Origin of the sequence: Glaciimonas sp. CA11.2, assembly GCF_034314045.1 — a bacterium.
Taxonomy (GTDB): Bacteria; Pseudomonadota; Gammaproteobacteria; order Burkholderiales; family Burkholderiaceae_D; genus Glaciimonas.
This window is the reverse complement of the sequence record NZ_JAVIWL010000001.1, coordinates 4,746,942-4,766,588: the sequence shown is the minus strand read 5'-3', so window position 1 is coordinate 4,766,588 and position 19,647 is coordinate 4,746,942. Positions and strand designations below refer to the sequence as shown.

The 19,647-nt window shown below is 49.2% G+C and carries 15 protein-coding genes and 1 pseudogene; 5 read left to right on the top strand and 11 right to left on the bottom strand.

What is annotated here, in order from left to right; translation table 11 throughout:
* Positions 1-105: 105 nt before the first annotated feature.
* Positions 106-1,134, top strand: coding sequence for a nucleoside hydrolase (locus RGU75_RS20675; RefSeq protein ID WP_322239222.1), 1,029 nt, complete (start codon positions 106-108; stop codon positions 1,132-1,134).
* A gap of 276 nt (positions 1,135-1,410) precedes the next feature.
* Here RGU75_RS20675 and RGU75_RS20670 read toward each other — a convergent pair whose 3' ends face one another.
* The 6 genes and pseudogenes from RGU75_RS20670 to modA form a co-directional block, all read right to left on the bottom strand.
* Positions 1,411-2,325 carry a PEP-CTERM sorting domain-containing protein gene (locus RGU75_RS20670; protein ID WP_322239220.1) on the bottom strand — a complete coding sequence of 305 codons (915 nt, stop codon included), beginning with the start codon at positions 2,323-2,325 and terminating at the stop codon, positions 1,411-1,413.
* A 718-nt stretch (positions 2,326-3,043) separates the two neighbouring features.
* On the bottom strand, positions 3,044-4,060 hold the full coding sequence (locus RGU75_RS20665; protein ID WP_322234666.1) for an IS30 family transposase: 1,017 nt from the start codon (positions 4,058-4,060) through the stop codon (positions 3,044-3,046).
* Positions 4,061-4,136: 76 nt separating this feature from the next.
* Complete coding sequence (locus RGU75_RS20660; protein WP_322239218.1) at positions 4,137-4,586, bottom strand: SRPBCC family protein; 450 nt, start codon at positions 4,584-4,586, stop codon at positions 4,137-4,139.
* Positions 4,587-4,964: 378 nt separating this feature from the next.
* Positions 4,965-5,105, bottom strand: a pseudogene (locus tag RGU75_RS20655) (DUF1801 domain-containing protein); the annotation flags it as partial.
* 219 nt (positions 5,106-5,324) lie between these two features.
* Positions 5,325-5,471 (bottom strand): hypothetical protein, encoded by a 147-nt coding sequence (locus RGU75_RS24000; protein ID WP_416186885.1) that lies wholly within the window; start codon positions 5,469-5,471, stop codon positions 5,325-5,327.
* A 67-nt stretch (positions 5,472-5,538) separates the two neighbouring features.
* Positions 5,539-6,375, bottom strand: coding sequence for a molybdate ABC transporter substrate-binding protein (modA, locus tag RGU75_RS20650; protein WP_322239216.1), 837 nt, complete (start codon positions 6,373-6,375; stop codon positions 5,539-5,541).
* Between the two features lie 651 nt (positions 6,376-7,026).
* On the opposite strand from modA, the gene RGU75_RS20645 reads away from it, so the two are divergent.
* Complete coding sequence (locus tag RGU75_RS20645) at positions 7,027-7,881, top strand: NAD(P)-dependent oxidoreductase (RefSeq protein WP_322239214.1); 855 nt, start codon at positions 7,027-7,029, stop codon at positions 7,879-7,881.
* A gap of 88 nt (positions 7,882-7,969) precedes the next feature.
* Here the strand turns inward: RGU75_RS20645 and RGU75_RS20640 are convergent, their stop codons facing one another.
* Positions 7,970-8,683 carry a hypothetical protein gene (locus RGU75_RS20640; protein WP_322239212.1) on the bottom strand — a complete coding sequence of 238 codons (714 nt, stop codon included), beginning with the start codon at positions 8,681-8,683 and terminating at the stop codon, positions 7,970-7,972.
* Positions 8,684-9,064: 381 nt separating this feature from the next.
* On the opposite strand from RGU75_RS20640, the gene RGU75_RS20635 reads away from it, so the two are divergent.
* Positions 9,065-10,666 carry an ABC-F family ATPase gene (locus RGU75_RS20635; protein ID WP_322239210.1) on the top strand — a complete coding sequence of 534 codons (1,602 nt, stop codon included), beginning with the start codon at positions 9,065-9,067 and terminating at the stop codon, positions 10,664-10,666.
* A 194-nt stretch (positions 10,667-10,860) separates the two neighbouring features.
* Here the strand turns inward: RGU75_RS20635 and RGU75_RS20630 are convergent, their stop codons facing one another.
* Positions 10,861-11,457, bottom strand: coding sequence for a hypothetical protein (locus RGU75_RS20630; protein ID WP_322239208.1), 597 nt, complete (start codon positions 11,455-11,457; stop codon positions 10,861-10,863).
* A gap of 183 nt (positions 11,458-11,640) precedes the next feature.
* Between RGU75_RS20630 and nadA the strand changes: the two genes are divergently transcribed.
* Together nadA and nadC are read left to right on the top strand one after the other, a co-directional pair.
* Positions 11,641-12,780 carry a quinolinate synthase NadA gene (gene nadA, locus RGU75_RS20625; protein WP_322239206.1) on the top strand — a complete coding sequence of 380 codons (1,140 nt, stop codon included), beginning with the start codon at positions 11,641-11,643 and terminating at the stop codon, positions 12,778-12,780.
* A complete protein-coding gene (nadC, locus tag RGU75_RS20620) occupies positions 12,777-13,676 on the top strand; it encodes a carboxylating nicotinate-nucleotide diphosphorylase (protein WP_322239204.1) in 900 nt (299 codons plus the stop codon). The genes nadA and nadC overlap by 4 nt, the downstream gene beginning before the upstream one ends.
* A gap of 170 nt (positions 13,677-13,846) precedes the next feature.
* Here nadC and nadB read toward each other — a convergent pair whose 3' ends face one another.
* The 3 genes from nadB to RGU75_RS20605 form a co-directional block, all read right to left on the bottom strand.
* Positions 13,847-15,448, bottom strand: coding sequence for an L-aspartate oxidase (nadB, locus tag RGU75_RS20615; RefSeq protein ID WP_322239202.1), 1,602 nt, complete (start codon positions 15,446-15,448; stop codon positions 13,847-13,849).
* Between the two features lie 473 nt (positions 15,449-15,921).
* Positions 15,922-17,133 (bottom strand): formate-dependent phosphoribosylglycinamide formyltransferase, encoded by a 1,212-nt coding sequence (gene purT, locus RGU75_RS20610; protein ID WP_322239200.1) that lies wholly within the window; start codon positions 17,131-17,133, stop codon positions 15,922-15,924.
* A 402-nt stretch (positions 17,134-17,535) separates the two neighbouring features.
* On the bottom strand, positions 17,536-19,212 hold the full coding sequence (locus RGU75_RS20605; RefSeq protein WP_322239198.1) for an MFS transporter: 1,677 nt from the start codon (positions 19,210-19,212) through the stop codon (positions 17,536-17,538).
* Positions 19,213-19,647 lie beyond the last annotated feature (435 nt).

Below are 19,647 nucleotides of genomic sequence, written 5' to 3'. Positions count from 1 at the left end.
GCCGAATTAAAAGGACGTTATCAACCTTGCGGTAATATCCACTGTTGTCTGGCTTATCGCTGCCATCTCCACACATATCCTCCACATAGGACAAGGAATTTACTTATGCAACGTTTCAATCTTTATTGTAGGCAGCTTCTGCGAGGCTTATTACTGTTGTCGCTATTGAGCATAACATCCGCTCACGCGGCCGAAAAGCGCGATCTCATCATCGATACCGATCCGGGCGCCGACGATGTAGTGGCGTTACTTCTGGCGCTGGCATCGCCCCAAGAGCTCAATGTGTTGGCCATCACCACCGTAGCAGGCAATGTCCGTCTCGATAAAACCTCACGTAATGCCCGGCTAGCGCGCGAATGGGCTGGGCGTGAAGACGTGCCCGTGTATGCGGGAGCGCCAAAACCACTGATGCGGACGCCAATCTATGCGGAGAACATCCACGGTAAAGAAGGGTTGCCGGGGGTGACCGTGCATGAGCCGAAACAAGGGTTGGCTTCCGGTAACGCGGTCCAGTATCTGATCAATACCTTGAGCAAGGCCAAACCACATAGCATCACCATCGCCATGCTCGGGCCGGAAACCAATCTCGCGCTGGCACTGATGCAGGCACCGGAGATTACCAACGGCATTAAGGAAGTCGTGGTGATGGGTGGCGCGCATTTCAACGGCGGCAACATTACACCAGTCGCAGAATTTAATATCTTCGCTGATCCCCAGGCCGCGCAGGTGGTGTTGGCAAGCGGTGTCAAGCTGACTTATATACCGCTCGATGTCACCCACAAGATTCTGACCAGTCCGCAGCGGCTCAATCAGATTGCCGGATTACACAATCAGGCGGGTACGCTGGTCAGCGACATACTTAACGCCTATGTTCCCGCCGACATGCTGCATTACGGTTTGTCTGGCGGTCCGGTACATGACGCCAGCGTTATAGCGTGGTTGCTGAAGCCAGAGCTGTTCAGCGGCAAGCAGATCCACGTTGACATCGATAGCCGAGAGGGAATAGGTTTTGGTCAGACTGTCGCCGATTGGTATGGCACGCTTGACCAAAACAAAAATGCATTCTGGATCGAAAACGGTGACGCCCAGGGTTTTTTTGATTTGCTTACGGCACGACTTGGACGCCTGAAATGATCATTGGTTAGGCTGGCCTATTTGACTGATAAATATCGACGGAATGTCTGCCGTACGAATTTAGTTGTCGGGCGCGATTGTTTGCGGCCTTTGATTGCATTGATCAGCTCTATGCCAACAGATGTTTCTTGCTACCATTGAAAAGATTCACTTGGTCACATCGGGGACGCGCCATGCCGGCAGCATCCTCGGTGGTGAGTTATTCCTTGCCTTGAATGGCATTTATAGCGCCAAAAAAGCTGAGGAATACCTCATCGCAGATCAGTTAATTGAAAATCACATTAAACGTTTTTTTCGCATTACAGCGATACCAAACAGTCCCAAACCTAGCAATGCCAGGGTTGCAGGCTCCGGCACCGCTTGGCCACCTGTCAAACCAATATCGTAACCACGCCATGTTCCTTTAGCTTGATCCACTACCCAGAACTGATCGTTCGCATAGCTATAACTGAAGTTAGAATCAAAGCTAGTGCCGCCGGATATCAGAGTTGCCGAGCCAAGATCTTGGCCAGTCATACTCCATGCATTCACAGTGCCATTGTAGTAGGTCAATAAATCATTGCCAACGATAGCCAATCCACGGCCTTGTGGATAGCTAGCCTGAGATCCACTAAAACCCGCTAAAGTGATGGCTCCAAGATAGTTACCCGTTAGATCCCAGGAGCGGACTTGACCCGCGGATTGTGCCAAATATTCGGTGCCCGCGCTATTCATTACAACGGCAGACTGAGAATCCAAGGATCCGCCATTCAACGTTACCAAACTCGTAAAATGACCAAATGAGGTTTGTTGGTAAATAACATTGCTGCCATAGCCGCGCGCTAGCAAATTATTTGAAGAATTGGTGAACACCGAGCGGAAGTCAATTCCGGGCGAAGGTGATGCCGAAGCGATTAAAGTGCCATTAGCAGCGTACTTTGAATAGGGGCTAGATTGAGAGCCACCTGATGCCGTATAGTAATTTACCCCATCCCAGGCAAGCGTCATGGTCGTCCCGGGATCTGCGTCGGTAAATGTCGTATTTTGTGTGTAACTTGGCTGTGTAAATACATTGGCTTGAGCTACAAAACTGACGCCAATTAAAGCTGCCGTGACCATTAAACCGCGAAAAGTGCTATGTTTCATCAAGAACTCCAATTGGATATATTTCTTTTTATTGTGAGAGAAAATAAGGCAATAGAAGGTAAGCATAAAACATGTCATATTAATAATATCAACCTAATCAATAGGTTAGCTAAAATATGACATATCGCATCTCGCATTGTGTAAGATTTTTCGACAAATAAAACCGAGAGTTGGTGATCGCAGTCGGTGGTCTAATCGTTTTCTTCACCGTTAAAAAACATAATCTTTATAGTGCCTCTCACAATTTGTGTAGGTATGCGATTTGTGTATCCAGCGTAGGTGCTTGCGTTCTGTTTTCTACTAAATCCCCCCGATTGGATATGCCGTATTCGAGCGTGAACCCTGTCTTTGTGTGTGGGAAATAATTCGGCCCCATCGACACTAAACATGAAACCATGTAGTTGCCAAAAATACCGTGTGCCTTAGCTCAAACGCACAGCCGCCCTGTGCAAACAAAAGCATTTTCACTGCCTATGATTTTTTGAGCGTGATAGATTTGCGGATCAAACCCGCGACGTAATCCTAATCGTTACCTTCGTTTTGAAGCAAATACGTAAGTGACGCTCAAAAATAGGGATTTGAGTAGTGCGTCACGGATCGCGCCGTCCACGGGAAAAGCAGGGCGTTGGCGCAAGCATCGATGCTGCGCCATTTGAAAGCCTTTCGTTCGGATTCTGGTTCAACATCCTGCGTAGGCGACGAGTATCCGCCGTCCGATGGAAAATAAGGCTTTCCCAAGAAGAGATTAAAACAGGCGGTTTCAAATACCAAGCGCAACACTGGGTTAATTAACAGTGTCAGTCGGATGTTGTAGCAACGCGATGTGCTGAGTATAAACGACGAGTGGCGACTCATAATCGAGCCTTGCTCTTGGACGCGTATTGAGCGACAAGGCGATGGCGTCGAGTTCGTCCTGAGAGTAGATCGACAGGTCCGAACCCTTGGGCATGTATTGGCGCAACAAGCCGTTGGTATTTTCATTTGACCCGCGCTGCCAAGGGCTGTGCGGGTCGGCGAAATAGATCTGAACACCGGTGCGCTCGGTGAGGATTTTGTGGCCGTGCATCTCGCGCCCTTGGTCGTAAGTCATGGTCTTGCGCATCGCTGCCGGCTCGCGGTTGAGCACCGCCGAGAAGCTGTCGACGACCGCTTTGGTGGTTGCGTTGTCCATCTTGGCGAGCACCACAAAGCCGGTCGTGCGCTCGACCAGCGTGCCCACCGATGAGCGGTTGCCGGCACCCTTGATCAAGTCCCCTTCCCAATGGCCGGGAATGAGGCGGTCCTCGACCTCTGGAGGCCGGATGTGGATGCTCTGCATATCTGGGATCTGACCCCGGCGATCGGTGCCACGGCTGCGTGGCTTACGGACCTGGTTGTGGTGACGCAGGCAGGCAATCAGCTCACGCTTGAGTTCGCCGCGTGGGTGCAAGTAGATGGCGTTGTAGATGGTCTCGTGGGACACAGATTTCTCAGAATTGTCGGGCCAAAGGGCCCTGAGTTTGCGCGCTATTTGCTGCGGCGACCAGAGGAGTTTTAGCTGATGCCGGACGACCTGGAACAAGGCCCCGTCCGCGTGCAGTTTGGGAAGACGTCGCGGCAGGACACGACGCGCCTGGCATTGTGCGTGGGCCAGATTGGCATCGTAGACGCCGGCACCGCTGGTGCGTTTGAGTTCGCGGCTAATCGTGCTGGCTGAACGGCAAAGGCGTTTAGCAATGGATCGGGTGGAGCACAGGTCGTCGCGCATGGTCATGACGACGGCGCGTTCCTGAGTAGTTAAATGTTTGTAAATTTTCGCCATGGCGGCACCTTACAGCAGAAGGTGTTGCACTTGGTCTTTGAGAACGCCACACCAGACCAGAACGTGCCTTGCCTGGCTACCCCGAAATCTCTGGCTCGACGAGTTTGGCAAGTTGCGCGAGCGACTCTTGCCAACCGAGATAACACATCTCCAGCGGAATGGCTTCCGGCAATCCCTCTTGCACGATACTGATTTCGGTTCCGCACAGCACTTCCTTCAAGCTCACCACTGTTTGCATTTCTCCTGGAAGGTTCGGATCGTCAAACTTGTCCGTGTAGTGAATTTTTTCGAACGGTACCAGTTCACGATATTCTCCGCTGAAGGAGTGCTCCTGGCCGGTTGCGAAGTTTGTGAACGACATCCTGTAAGTGCCGCCAGCTGTTGTATCCATGTGATGAATCTTGCAGGTGAAACCGTATGGCGGAAGCCACTTGGTCATTGCGTCAGCGTGTAAAAATGCACGATAGATGCGTTCTGGATTTGCACGTAGCACACGATGAAGTCGGATGATACCTTTGGTTTGCATGATCATTTCCTTTCGATTTGTTGTCGCGGAAGCGGCATATTTTAAATCGGCGACTAAATGATTCCAGGAAGTAAGTTGGCGTGATTGAGTTGACTGAGTTGACTGAGTTGAATAAGGCCGGTATTGAAAAAGTTAAAAGCCAAGGCCACACCCAATAATAGTCTCTCGCCTGATTGCGTCAAGTACAAGAGGTAAGTACAAGAGGTAGGCCATCAGATTGAAGGGAGAGGTGCGCCGAAGCATCAATCCCAAGGCTCGCCTTTGCAATGGCCTGCTATCGATCACCACGGCAGAATTCTAACGAGAAATCTGGTCAGTTCTGCGCTCGTAAAAATCGCGCGTTGTCGGGTATTTTCTATGGCGGAATTCTTCACTACTTTATTTTTTTGCAGTTTTTGCCTTGCCAGAGCCGTTAAGAGCAACCGCTTGGTTAACGAGCGCCCTAAAGGCGGACTCGTTCATGTCCTCTCCTTCGTGTATGTCAATTGCGCGGCGTACGTTTCCATCGAGACTAGCGTTGAGTTCCGCATTAAATCTTTCGACAAAGAAGTCCATGAATACTCTTACTTTTTGGCGTATTTGGGTACGGCCAAGCCACAAGATCCAAAAGGTTGACAAGCGCGTCATGTAAGCGTCCAGTGCTATCCTTCATTGGCCTTCAGTAGTTCCGACGCAAGCTGGGCGAAATGCGTCGACTGCTTTGACTAACATGGTTGATGACGCATCAGAAGCTGCAATTCAAAGAGCGCCAATATGGGCAGTACCATTGATAAGTCGCGCCATAGCCTCTGCATCGACGGGCTTAATTATTCCGTCATCGACAAGTGACTGAATCGTCTGTGTTGTCCTGAAAAGGCATTCGTTTTGGCTAGGCCATTGTGATATTTATCGATAAGAAAGCAAACGCACGACCATTAAAATAGTCTCGGCCAAATACAGATAGCATGATTATCTATTTAGCTGAGGAGATCGCCACCGCCGTAAATTTATACTGACTCATTATTTTTTGCGCTTGCGGGCTTAAAAGAAACAGCGCAAATCGGTATGCAGCGATATGAGATTTCGGCTCCCGCGTCACGACAGATAAACCATAGTCGGCGGTGATTGACAGTGCTTCCGGCAGTTCGACAGACGTTAACTCGGGGTCAGGAGTGGTTTGACGCGAGCTGCAATAACCGAGGAAAATATCCACTTTCTTTTGTGCAAAGAAATATTTCACTGCATCCTTTGCTTGAGGAACAGGTGGATTGTTCGTGCCACCCACCAGTTGCTGTGCCTTCTTTTCCAGAACGGCTTGTGCGCCATGCCGTACTTTTTCCGCCTTCGCAAACATCATCCAAACGTAGTCGCCTCCGGGATCGGCCTTCGGTGTCGAGGTGCCTAACCTGACGCGCGGATCCATCAAGCGGTCCAGCAAATTTTCCGTGGTGAGGTTGGAGTTAGGCAGCGCTGTCGCGCACAATCTGTTGCGTACCAAAACAACAGGTTGCGTGGCAAATCCATCGTCCGCAAGTTTCTGCGGATGTTCCATATTAGCTGACACAAGGATATCAGCCGGTTCGCGATTTTCGATACGGTCCAACAACAATCCGGCTGGACCAAATACCGTTTCGATCTGCTGCCCGGTCTGCTGAGAATAGAGTTTGGCGACGGCAGTCATTGCACCGGTTAAGCTGCTAGCAGCAAATACTCTGACTGGTGCCTGGGCATCCGATGCAGCATTTGCAGCGCCCGTACCTAAAGCGAAGGAAAAAATTACGTATTTGATACATGTTTTGTGGTGGTTCATTTTGCTTGTCTTTTCATAGAATGTTTTTACGTCACCCGTCTTCACATTTGTCGATGTTGGCAACAATGGCGACGTTATAGAGCTTGTCTTGATCAATATCAAAATTTAGTCCCAGCGATGTCTTAACCCTTTTCGTAGAGGGCCAAACGGAAACGTGCCATTGCTTAATTCGCTCGCGCATCAATTCGGTCGGTGCTCGTAAGTGGGGAGGCATCACCTCGCGATGAAACGGGGATCTGTTGTCGGCAATTATTTTGCTATTAGCGCTGTATTCTAGAGAATATAGCGAATAAAGTGTAAACAGCTCCTCTGATTTCTTCTAAAGACCGGACAGCTTTGTGTAAATAAGCTGGATGATTTGCGAAGCGCGGCGGACAAGAGGGTGGGCTGTAAATAGCAGTGTTGATAGATTGGCATACAAAAACCAGCAAGCCCGAGACTTATCTATTGCCGTCGCCTATTGAAGATCGTACGAAGCAGATAAACATAAAAAACGGCATTGCGCCGTTTGTGGAGCGAAAGTAGAGCATCGTGGTGAAGTCGATGAGTATTGATTAGCCGCCATAAAGCCCTCAGTCGTAATCTGCCAAATTGCACCGGTGTTATATTTACGCATTCTGTTGTTCAGCTTAAATTTTAAAAGGATACGTCATGGCAAACATCGCTTTTCTTGGTACTGGCTTACTCGGAGCCGCCTTCGCTGAGGCGGCTACAAAACGTGGTGATTCTGTTACTGCATGGAATCGCTCCATGGATAAAGTTGTCGCTCTGGCGCAGTTTGGCGTGAAGGCAGCAACGACGCCTGCTGAAGCGGTTCAAGGTGCTTCAAGAGTTCACATTGTGTTGAAGGATGACGCAGTAGTTGAAGAGGTTATTGCGGCGGCGCGCAGTGGATTATTGCCTGATGCGATCCTGATTGATCACACTACAACATTACCGACGCTGACTGCTGAGCGGGCCGAAAGATTACATGCGGCTGGTGTGAAATATTTACACTGTCCGGTCTTTATGGGGCCACCTGCTGCGCGCAATGCTCAAGGGGCGATGATGGTTGCGGGGCCACGGGCGCTTTTCGAATCCGTCGAGGCGGATCTCGCCAAAATGACCAAGCGTCTCCAATATATGGGTGAGCGCGCCGATCTTGCCGCAGCGAACAAATTGTTTGGCAATGCCATGATTATTGGCCTCACCGCGGTGATGGCGGACGTTCTCACACTCGCGCAAGCCAGCGGTGTTGACGGTGAAGATGCTATCAAATTGCTTGGTCTGCTTGATCTGAACGGCATGGTTGGTGGGCGAGGGCTAAGCATGGCCAAGGGACACTTCACTGCGAGTTTTGAACTGGCGATGGCGCGCAAGGACGTTCGATTGATGTTGGAGACAACAGGTGATCGGCCGATGGCGGCATTGCCTTCGATTGCCGTGAGAATGGACCAGCTCATTTCAGCAGGATATGGCGCGGAGGATGCCAGCGTTCTTGGTCTCGACACGGTCTCGCGGCCTTAATTTATCTTTTTATACGGATGGACATGTTGTAAAGTTTTGGGCACGCGTCATTACTGAGTTAATTGTGCGTTAACTTTTCACATCAGGACTAACTTGTGCTTGGATTGAATTGAAGCTGGCTATCGGGAGTGTAAGAAAATGTCCCGATAGAAAGTCTCTCCAGATTGGAAATATCAGCTAATGACACAAATTGTGCGGCACCAGTTATTTGATGGATAGCGTAACAGAATAAATGTCGATAAGAATGTTGCTGTTCAAACGTCTTCGGCTGAACGGCGCCAAGAAAATGACTTTGATCGGATGGACTCAGCAATTCTACGAGTGGATCGATAACATGGCTGCGTGCATTCTCGTTTTGTGGATCACAATGGATGCTTAAAAAAGCATGGTCTAAGAAATAATCATTTAATTCGCCTGATATTCCGCAAAGTTCAACAGTATGGGGATAGCCATTTTCAACGATTGCGCGTGCCGCGAGCATGCATAGATCAGCACAATTTCCAATTGCATAAAGTTTGACTGCGTTAGTAAGTTTAATAAAATCTTCCGAAGTGAAACTATTCATCGCTTTTCCGAAAGTTCCTGCTGACTGCTGCATGATGCGTTGCTGCTTCTTTAGGTCCTCAGGGCATGCTCCGTTTCGAAGAATTTCCAACACTACGCTGTCGTTGACCCGTTCCTTGACATAATTGACGCCGTAATTTCCAGCCTCACCGGCTGTCGCAACTGCAAGATGATGACCGGCTTCCTGGTTTGAAGCGGCAGCGATGGTGGGATTGTTATGTGGCGATTGAGTTCGCATACGTGTTTCCTGTTTTGCGGGTAAAAAAATTAAGTATTGTTACTACTGGATCGCCTTATTTGCGAGGCCCATGGCGACGCGCTGCGTAGAATTGAGGCTTATAGGAAAGTCTTCCTCCAGAAAAGGTTCCCTTGATTGGTGAGATTAATATCGGTACGACATTCGCCGAATTAGGGTGCGCGCAATGTTGTTTGACTAATTATGTCGATGTTCACTCTAAGCGGAATGAGTTTGGTTTAGATGCATTAAATGTTGGTTGCTAGTACTTTTTTGATGATATTTAAGCAGCAAAACGACCCTATTTTTGGTCGTGACTGAACACGTCGCAGCAAAATGGTAAAATAGAAGGTTATTCCATATTGTTTCTAAGGGCTTTTTTCCGTGCTATCCACAGCAAATATTACAATGCAGTTCGGCGCCAAGCCGTTGTTTGAAAACATTTCGGTCAAATTCGGCGATGGCAATCGCTATGGTTTGATCGGTGCCAACGGCTGCGGCAAGTCGACCTTCATGAAAATTTTGGGCGGTGATCTTGATCCGTCTGGCGGAAACGTGATGTTGGACCCGAACGAGCGTTTAGGTAAACTGCGTCAGGATCAATTTGCATTCGAAGAAATGCGCGTGCTTGATGTCGTCATGATGGGCCACACTGAAATGTGGGCTGCCATGGCCGAGCGCGATGCAATTTATGCCGATCCTGAGGCGACCGACGACGATTATATGAAGGCCGCCGACCTTGAGGCCAAATTCGCAGAATACGATGGTTATACCGCTGAATCACGCGCGGGCGAACTGTTGATGGGAGTTGGCGTGGCGATGGACCAGCATAAAGGTCCAATGAGCAATGTCGCGCCGGGTTGGAAATTGCGCGTATTGTTGGCGCAGGCGCTGTTCTCTAATCCTGACATTCTGTTGCTCGACGAGCCGACGAATAACCTGGATATCAACACCATTCGCTGGCTTGAAGATGTATTAAATCAGCGCAATTCGACCATGATCATTATTTCCCATGATCGTCACTTTTTGAATCAGGTGTGTACTCACATGGCCGATATGGATTACGGCACATTGAAGGTATATCCCGGAAACTACGATGACTATATGCTGGCGTCCACACAAGCGCGTGCGCAGCAGTTGTCAGTCAATGCAAAAGCTAAGGATAAAGTCGCTGAATTGCAAGACTTTGTGCGTCGTTTTGCGGCGAATAAATCTAAAGCGCGTCAGGCGACATCCCGTGCCAAGCAAATTGAAAAGATTAAGGTTGAAGACCTTAAGCCATCCAGCCGCGCCAATCCGTTTATTCGTTTTGATGGCGAGAAAAAATTGCATCGACTGGCTGTGGATGTGCAAAGCATCACCAAGAGTTACGACCGTACGCTGTTTAAGAATTTTGGCATCATGGTTGAAGCTGGCGAGCGTATCGCGATTATCGGTGCCAACGGCGCGGGTAAAACCACTTTGCTTCGTAGCATAGGCGGCACAGATATTTGCGGGCTCGAAGCAGATACGGGTTTGGTGAAATGGGCAGAAAACGCTAATCCAGGTTACATGCCGCAAGACCCAACTGAAAACTTTGCCGCGGATATTACGCTGACTGACTGGATGGGCGCATGGACACAGGAAGGTGACGACGATCAGGCGGTTCGCTCGATTCTTGGTCGCTTGTTGTTCAGTGGCGATGACGTCAAGAAATCTGTCAAAGTATTATCGGGTGGTGAAAAGGGACGAATGACTTATGGCAAATTGATGTTGGGCCGCCATAACATTTTGTTAATGGACGAGCCAACCAATCATATGGATATGGAGTCTATTGAATCGCTCAATATTGCTCTTGATAAATATGCCGGTACGTTGATTTTTGTCTCTCATGACCGGGAATTTGTATCATCTCTGGCAACACGTATTTTAGAAGTCAAAGAGACTGAAATAGTTGATTTCCGCGGCAATTATGAAGATTATCTGACTAGCCAAGGTATTGAGTAACTGATTTGACGATCAGTTATTGGCTATTCTAGTGCAGTCAACATGGGTGCGGAGTTGCTTCTCTATGCTAGATTGCGAGTGTTGACTGGTGGTTTAGGTGGCTGGTGAAGAGGTTGTCTTCGTGAATGTCAAAAAAGTGCACCCTACGTTTTAGGTGCACTTTTTTTTGCGCTTTAGTGGCGTTCTTTAAAGTGCTATTCCAAATTGATAGAATTTGGCCCCGGTTCGCCAAGATAAAGTAACTGATCGAGTCGATCGCGCAGGCTGCGGGTGATTTCTTTGCCTTTGGACTTAAATATGGCTTCGAGATAAAGCTGTCTTATTTCTTTGAAATCATCAATCGAACTAGCCCGTTCGACCCTCAGTTGCAGACTATATCCACGCAAACCGATCATGCTCTTGATCGTTTCGTTGTAAAACCGATAAACGCATTCGAACTGACTTTTTCCTATTGGTAGAATTGTTTGCGTTTGTGGTATTCCGAAGACAGGGGCAGCGGAAGGTGGTGACGCTACCGACGCATTGAAAGTATCCGTGTTGATTGCTGGCTTAGTTGAGGGGGCAACTGTCAGCGGCGCGATAACAGTAACGTGGGCTTCAATGAGTCCCGACTCTAATAGTATTTCCAGATGCGAAGCTGACAACCCCAAGCCAGCGACCTTGGTCAGCAGCTTATCGCTGTCCGTTTTGCCATCGACGAGCAATAACAAGGTACGCAAGCGTGGTGATAAATTATTTCCACGGATGGCGATTTCTGCTCTTCCACGGGTGGTTTTGTCAAAAAGTGTCATCCCTGTCAGGCCTCTAATTCTTGTTAAATTGATAGTAAGTGAAATTTTTAACAGAAGCAATAAAACTATACCGCAGCATTGAATCGGCGTTGGCGTTAAAATTAGGCTCCTACCGGCTGAGGCCAGATTTTTTTTGGTTTCAGTTCTTATTGGCGTTTCACTAGATTCAGGTTCATTATCGTTATGCCATCGCAACTTATTAAAACTATTGAATTCGAGCGCCCGCAAATGGCGCAAGGCAGCAGTTGTACCGCGCAAGCTTGGGCTAGGGTCGCTGCCAACCCTACACAGCAGGAAAAAACTGAATTAAAGGCGCGTATCAAACGCTTGTTAAAAGAAAAGCAAGCAGTATTGGTCGCCCATTATTACGTCGATGCAGATTTGCAGGATCTGGCAGAAGAAACAGGTGGCTGTGTTTCGGACTCGCTTGAAATGGCGCGTTTTGGTCGCGATCATCCAGCCCAGACGTTGGTGGTTGCTGGTGTGAAGTTTATGGGCGAAACGTCTAAAATTCTTAGCCCCCACAAACGCGTTTTGATGCCCGATCTTGACGCTACTTGTTCGTTGGACTTAGGTTGTCCTCCTGACGAGTTCAGTGCGTTCTGTGACGCCCATCCAGACCGTACTGTGGTCGTGTATGCCAATACCAGCGCCGCTGTGAAGGCGCGTGCTGATTGGATGGTGACATCGTCAATCGGTTTGGATATCGTCGCCCATTTGCACGCACAAGGGAAAAAAATCCTTTGGGCACCAGATAAGCATCTTGGTGGATATATTCAGAAAAAAACCGGCGCTGACATGTTGCTGTGGCAAGGTTCTTGTCTGGTGCATGATGAGTTTAAGGGGATTGAACTTGAACTGTTGCGCAAGCAGCATCCGAAAGCTAAAGTGTTGGTGCATCCGGAGTCACCGCAAGATGTGGTGGATCAGGCCGATGTTGTTGGCTCCACTTCTCAGTTGATCGCTGCTGCGCAGATGTTGGATGCGGATGAGTTTATCGTTGCGACTGATAACGGTATTTTGCATAAAATGCGTATGGCCGCACCTGGCAAGCGCTTCATTGACGCGCCCACTGCCGGTAACAGCGCTACTTGCAAAAGCTGTGCGCATTGTCCCTGGATGGCGATGAACGGATTGCAGAATCTGGCCGACGTATTAGAGTCTGGTAGCAACGAAATTCACGTTGATACTGAAGTCAGCCGCAAGGCAGTGATCTGTATTGACCGCATGCTCGACTTTGCAGCGGAGCGCAAAGCCAATACCCGTCCGTCCAGCGATCTGGCACAAGAACAAACACTATTTTCAGGAATCGGTCCCGCATGAGTCTCCCTATCAGTAATGTAAACAATGCAAATAGCTCATTGAAAAACCGTTTCGCACCGTTTGATCAGGCATTGCAAGCGGCATTTGAAAATAATATTAATACTGGTATTGCTGAAGATGTCGGCAGTGGAGACTTCACCGGTATGTTGGTACCGGCCGATGCCATGGTAAAAGCGCGCGTGATCGTGCGCGAGGAAGCGGTTCTTTGTGGGGCGCCTTGGTTTGAGGCGGTCATGCAACGGCTCGACAGCCGCATTCAGATTGAATGGCATTACGCCGAAGGTGATGTAATGCGCGCCGACAGCAAAGTCTGCGATATTGCTGCACCAGCACGCGGTTTGCTGACCGCTGAACGCGGTGCGCTCAATTTTCTGCAGTTGCTGTCCGGTGTTGCCACCGCGACCCGCAGTTACGTCAACCTGATTGCCGACACTAACGCGAAAATACTCGATACCCGTAAAACGTTGCCGGGCTTACGCTTAGCGCAAAAGTACGCGGTTCGTGTGGGTGGCGGTCATAATCAACGGCTGGCATTGTATGACGGTATCTTGATCAAGGAAAACCATATCGCCGCCGCTGGTGGAATCAGCGCGGCAATGCGTGCCGCTCAAAACCTGAATGCTGGAGTAACGATTCAGGTCGAGGTGGAAAATTTGGTGGAGTTGGATGAAGCGCTGAATGCCGGTGCAACATCGGTTCTACTCGATAATTTTACCCTTGATGCAATGCGGGATGCGGTCAAGTTAACTGCGGGCAGGGCGCTATTGGAAGCGTCTGGCGGCATTAATATGGAAACCGTTCGGGCGATTGCTGAGACTGGCGTTGACCGGATTTCGATTGGCAGTCTGACCAAGGATATCCGCGCAGCAGATTATTCACTGCGCGTACTCGATTAAGATGGGTCGCTAAAGGTAAGCTTCCCGAAAAAACAGGAAATCAAGAACCAGGATGGTGATCTTGATTTCCTGGGATTGATGATGACGCAGAAGTAGGGCGTAGAAACAATCAGTCTTTAGAGGTAATATCTGAAAAATTGCCATTCTGCGGCACCGTCAGACCCGATAACTTAATGCCTGTCAGGCGTCAATACCGTTGGCAAGGCCTTTGCCAATGTTTCAGGATAATCCTGACTGTAATGCAGCCCGCGGCTTTCGCGTCTTGACAGCGCACTTTCCACAATCAAAGACGCTACTTGCACCAAATTACGCAGTTCCAGCAAATCACGGCTGATGCGGAAGTGTGTGTAATATTCATCGATTTCTTCCTTCAATAATCGGATGCGGTGCTGGGCGCGCTCAAGCCGTTTATTGGTTCGAACTATCCCAACATAGTTCCACATAAAGCGGCGCAACTCATCCCAGTTGTGGGCGATGACGACCTCTTCGTCGGCGTCGGTAACCCGACTTTCATCCCAGGCCGGGAGCGGTCTCGATTTTGGTTTGGCTTGTTGCTCGATGTATTTGGCAGTGGCACGGCCAATCACAACGCATTCAAGGAGTGAGTTACTAGCGAGGCGATTAGCACCATGCAAACCGGTATAAGCTGTTTCGCCGACTGCGTATAAACCGGGCAGATCCGTGCGTCCGCTCAGATCGGTGACCACACCGCCGCAGGTGAAATGGACCGCAGGCACGACCGGGATCGGTTGTTTGGTGATGTCGATACCAAGTTCCAGGCAACGTGAATAAATAGTCGGAAAGTGTTCTTTTAAAAAATCGGGTGATTTGTGGCTGATATCGAGATCAACATGATCCAAACCACGTTTTTTCATTTCAAAGTCAATTGCCCGCGCAACGATATCGCGTGGCGCTAATTCCGCACGTTCGTCGTGGTCTGGCATAAAGCGTCTACCTGCATCTTGACCTTCTGTATCGGGAAGCTTTAATAAGCCACCTTCGCCACGAATCGCTTCGGTGATGAGGAAAGATTTGGCGTACGGGTGGTATAGACAGGTCGGGTGAAACTGGATGAATTCCATATTGGCAACGCGGCATCCGGCCCGCCACGCCATCGCAATTCCGTCACCAGTAGCGGTATCAGGGTTGGTGGTATAAAGATAGACTTTACCTGCGCCGCCGGTCGCCATCACAGTATGACCAGCGCTGATGGTGAGGACTTTACCGGTCTTTACGTTCTTGGCATATAGACCGAGGCACTGCGGTGAAACCCCTTTTCCGTCAATTTTTTTAGAGGTAATCAGATCAATGGCGTAGTGGTCTTCAAGCAACGTAATATTCGGATGTGAGCGTACCTTTTGTTCCAGCGTCACTTGTACGGCATGCCCGGTTGCATCAGCGGCGTGAATGATGCGGCGTTGGCTATGGCCGCCTTCTCGGGTAAGGTGAAACCCCAACTCGGCGCTGGCATCGGGCGTAAATGGTACGCCTTGCTCGATCAGCCATTCGATTGCTTCGCGGCCATGTTCGACGATATAACGTGTCGCCGTCTCATCACATAATCCGCTACCGGCAATCAGCGTGTCGGAGATATGTTCATCATAGCTATCACCGGAATCAAGCACCGCGGCGATGCCGCCTTGTGCCCAGTTACTGGCCCCGTCAAGCAGAGCACGCTTGGAGATGACAACCACCTTTCTTTGTTCTGCAAGATGGAGGGCAACTGACAGGCCGGCCAAACCACTACCGATAATAGCGACATCGAATTTCATAGTGAATAGGTGAATGTAGAAATGCTGATTGCTCTAAAAGAGAATAAAAGGCTAACAAAGTGGGATAGTGTAGCGCAAGCAGCCACGTCGTGCTGTCGACTATCTGTAGGTTTTCGCAAGAGGGAAGTCGACGCCATCTGTTGGTCAACTATGCAACGGGTCTGCGTAAGCATGTTTTGAACCGCATACTTGGTTTGATCTCCATACCCACATCGGTGTGCGTAGGAGTTAACTGCTGGGTTGTTGGATGCATAAAGGAGTGGGCGAGGAGTGATGCGCGCCCCTTTGGATGCAAAGCGACTAATCCGCTTACGCGTCTATAGGTTCGGCTAATTGCGCTAATTGGCTGTCTCACTGGCTTTCTAAAGTCGCTCCAATAGTCAGCCAGACCGAGCCAGACTCAGCTACAAATATTTGGCAAGCGGTTTAGCAAGCGATTTGCCAAACCGCTTGCTAAAGCTGTTGAGCCGAGGTTAAGCGACAATCACAGGTTTTATTTTGGCGGCGGCTTGTTTGGCGCGAACTCTGGCGCTTTCGACGTCGTTCGCAATCGCGAGTATCACGCCCATACGGCGGCGCTCAAAAGACTCTGGTTTTCCGAATAGACGGATGTCGACGCCCGGTTCCCGCAACGCATCGGCGACACCTTCAAAGGCGATACCCTTAGCGTCGTGCTTGCCATAAATCACTGCCGATGCCGCCGGGCTGTTGAGTGCAACATTGACAGGCAAGCCTAATATCGCCTTTGCGTGCAACTCAAACTCGCTTTGTAGTTGACTGGCCATGGTGACCATGCCGGTATCGTGTGGTCTAGGGCTAACTTCAGAAAACCAGACCATATCGTTTTTGACAAACAGTTCGACGCCGAAGACACCAAGGCCGCCAAGATTATCAGTGATTTTTTTTGCGATATCGCGAGCGCGGACCAATGCTTCGGAATGCATCGGATGCGGTTGCCAGGATTCGACGTAATCGCCTTGCACCTGAACGTGGCCGATTGGCTCGCAGAAATGGGTTCTGATGCTGCCATCTGCTTCAAGCGCACGTACCGTCAAGAGGGTGATTTCATAGTCGAAATCAACGAAGCCCTCAACGATGACACGCCCGGCATCTACGCGACCACCAGCCGCGGCATGCGCCCACGCAGCTTCTACTTCATTGATGCTGTCGATCTTGGATTGGCCTTTGCCGGACGATGACATGACGGGCTTGATCACGCAAGGGAATCCAATGGCATCACAGGCTGCCTTAAGTTCGTCCAGATTGTTGGCAAACCGATAGGGAGATGTCGCAAGACTCAGCGTTTCTGCGGCGAGGCGGCGAATCCCTTCGCGATTCATGGTCAACCATACCGCGCGTGCAGTCGGAATCACGGTAATTTTTCCAGCGGCTTCCAATGCAACTAGCGTCTCGGTTGCAATGGCTTCAATTTCAGGCACGACCAGATCGGGTTTTTCCAACGCTATCAGCGCTTCCAGTGCCGCACCATCGGTCATATTGATGACATGCGAACGATGCGCAACCTGATGGCCGGGAGCATTCGGATAACGATCAACCGCGATGACCTCAACGCCAAGACGTTGTAGTGAAATGATGACTTCTTTGCCAAGTTCGCCCGAACCCAGCAGCATGACTTTAGTTGCGGATGGGGAAAGCGGAGTACCAATTCTGACAGGTGGCTTCATATTCTCGTAAGTGGGTAGATGGCTAACGACGATAGCAAATCTTGGGGGTTTTGGACAGCCATAAATGTCAAATTTTGCAAGCAAATTTAAGCAATAGCAAGCAAGATGCAGATTAAGAGGACAGATTGCCTCAGAAACGACAGTGAGGCGTAGTTGCGCAGTTTTATTTAGTCAAGCGAACTGCCAAAGGGTAGCATTTTGCGATGAAAAAGGCGGTCAAATAAGGTGGTAAATATACGAAAAAATGCACGTACAAAAAGGAATTACTAGACCGGAAGGCTTGAATATTGCGTGCCAGAAACAAAAAAGCCGATCAGGTCCGGTAACCTGATCGGCTCAAATCGCTGAAGGAATTGGGTTGTCGACATCAAGCTAAGCTTTGAAGCCGACTTCCCTTTAAATCTAGCGTTCTTCGGCGTAGATATCGTTGTGGATCGTTTCTTTGACAAACAGCATACCGATGACAAAGGTCGCGATGGCAATCACAATTGGGTACCACAGTCCATAATAAATATCGCCCTTGTAGGCAACCAGTGCAAACGCCGTAGTGGGCAATAGACCGCCGAACCAGCCGTTACCGATGTGATAAGGCAATGACATTGAGGTATAACGAATACGGGTCGGGAACATTTCGACCAGCATCGCCGCAATTGGTCCGTACACCATCGTCACATACAGCACTAGAATGAATAGCAATAACAGGACCATTGGCTTATTCATTTGAGCAGGATCCGCTTTGCTTGGATAGCCTGCACCCTTAATGTCAGCGGTCAACTCAGTAGAGAAAGCCTTATCTTTGGCGGTTGCATCTTCTTTCGAGAGACCATTTGCATCGTACGAAGTCAGCGTTTTATCGCCGATCTTGACCGTTGCTACTGAACCCGGCGCACCAGCGACGTTTTCATAGTTAACCGACATCGCAGACAGCTTTGCCTTCGCGATATCACAGGAAGAAGTGAACTTTTTGGTACCAGTCGGATTGAACTGGAACTGGCAAGTCGCTGGATCTGCCGTAACGATGACCGGTGCGCTCTTGAGTGCTGCTTCGAGTGCTGGATTAGCATAATGCGTCAGCCCCGAGAAGATGGGGAAGTACGTGAGCGCCGCTATCAGGCAGCCCGCCATAATAATTGGCTTGCGACCAATCTTGTCCGACAACGAGCCAAAAATCAGGAAAAATGGCGTAGCAATCAGCAAAGCCAGTGCGATTAGAATGTTGGCTGTTGGCCCATCAACCTTGAGGGTTTGTGTCAGGAAAAATAGCGAATAAAACTGACCCGTGTACCAGACCACAGCTTGACCGGCAGTCAAACCAAACAAAGCCAAAATGACTAGCTTCATGTTTTTCCACTGGCCGAATGCTTCGGTCAACGGTGCTTTAGAGACTTTGCCTTCTGCTTTCATTTTTACAAAAGCAGGGGACTCACTCATGGATAAACGAATCCAGACCGAGACGCCAAGCAAAACGATCGACACCAGGAACGGAATGCGCCAGCCCCAGTCAGCAAATGCTTCTTCACCCACGGCTGTACGTACGCCCAAAATCACTAGCAATGATAGGAATAAGCCCAGCGTTGCTGTGGTTTGAATCCATGCTGTAAACGAACCGCGTTTGTCATTCGGCGCATGCTCAGCGACATAAGTGGCGGCACCGCCATACTCGCCGCCCAGTGCCAGACCTTGCAATATCCGTAACGCCACCAAAATGATTGGTGCAGCGATCCCGATGGAATTGTAATTTGGCAAAATGCCAACGATGAATGTCGACGCACCCATAATAAGAATGGTCACCAAAAAGGTGTATTTGCGGCCAATCATGTCACCCAAACGACCAAATACCAAAGCGCCAAATGGCCGCACAATAAAGCCCGCAGCAAATGCCAGCAACGCAAAAATGAAGGCCGTATTTGGGTCCGTACCAGCGAAGAATTGTTTAGCGATAATCGCAGCCAACGAGCCGTACAAATAAAAGTCATACCACTCAAATACGGTACCGAGTGATGATGCAAATATGACTTTTCTTTCTTCGGGCGTGATGCCGCGTGAAGCAACTTTTCCTGCAGCAATACTGGTTGCCATGACTGTCTCCTTGAATATTAATATTGTTATGCACTCTTTGCGATCTGCTTCCGACGGCGTTCTCATGTCGGTATTGATACCCAAATAGTATGTATGTCCGCTTTTAATTAGCGTTTAGACCAACGGAGTGTGCGACCACAACCTTACGCAAATCTTGCTTGAAACTTACAGAAACTTACAACGCAGAGAATGGGATACAGCGGAAAATGTGCAGATTGTTTTTACCGCCTGGATTTTGTTAATGTGTGTAGAGGGAAAAAGTTTAAAAATAGTGAGCCATCAAACTTTAAAACCCGAAGCGACGCTGACCATGTGCGGGCTTGAGTTTTTTTATTGCTTCAGAGATATTATAAAAATTACACTTATAAAATCATTAAAACTATGATCAGTTAAGCCACAGTATTGCTTAATCCCTTTACATTCAGAGGTTATTAA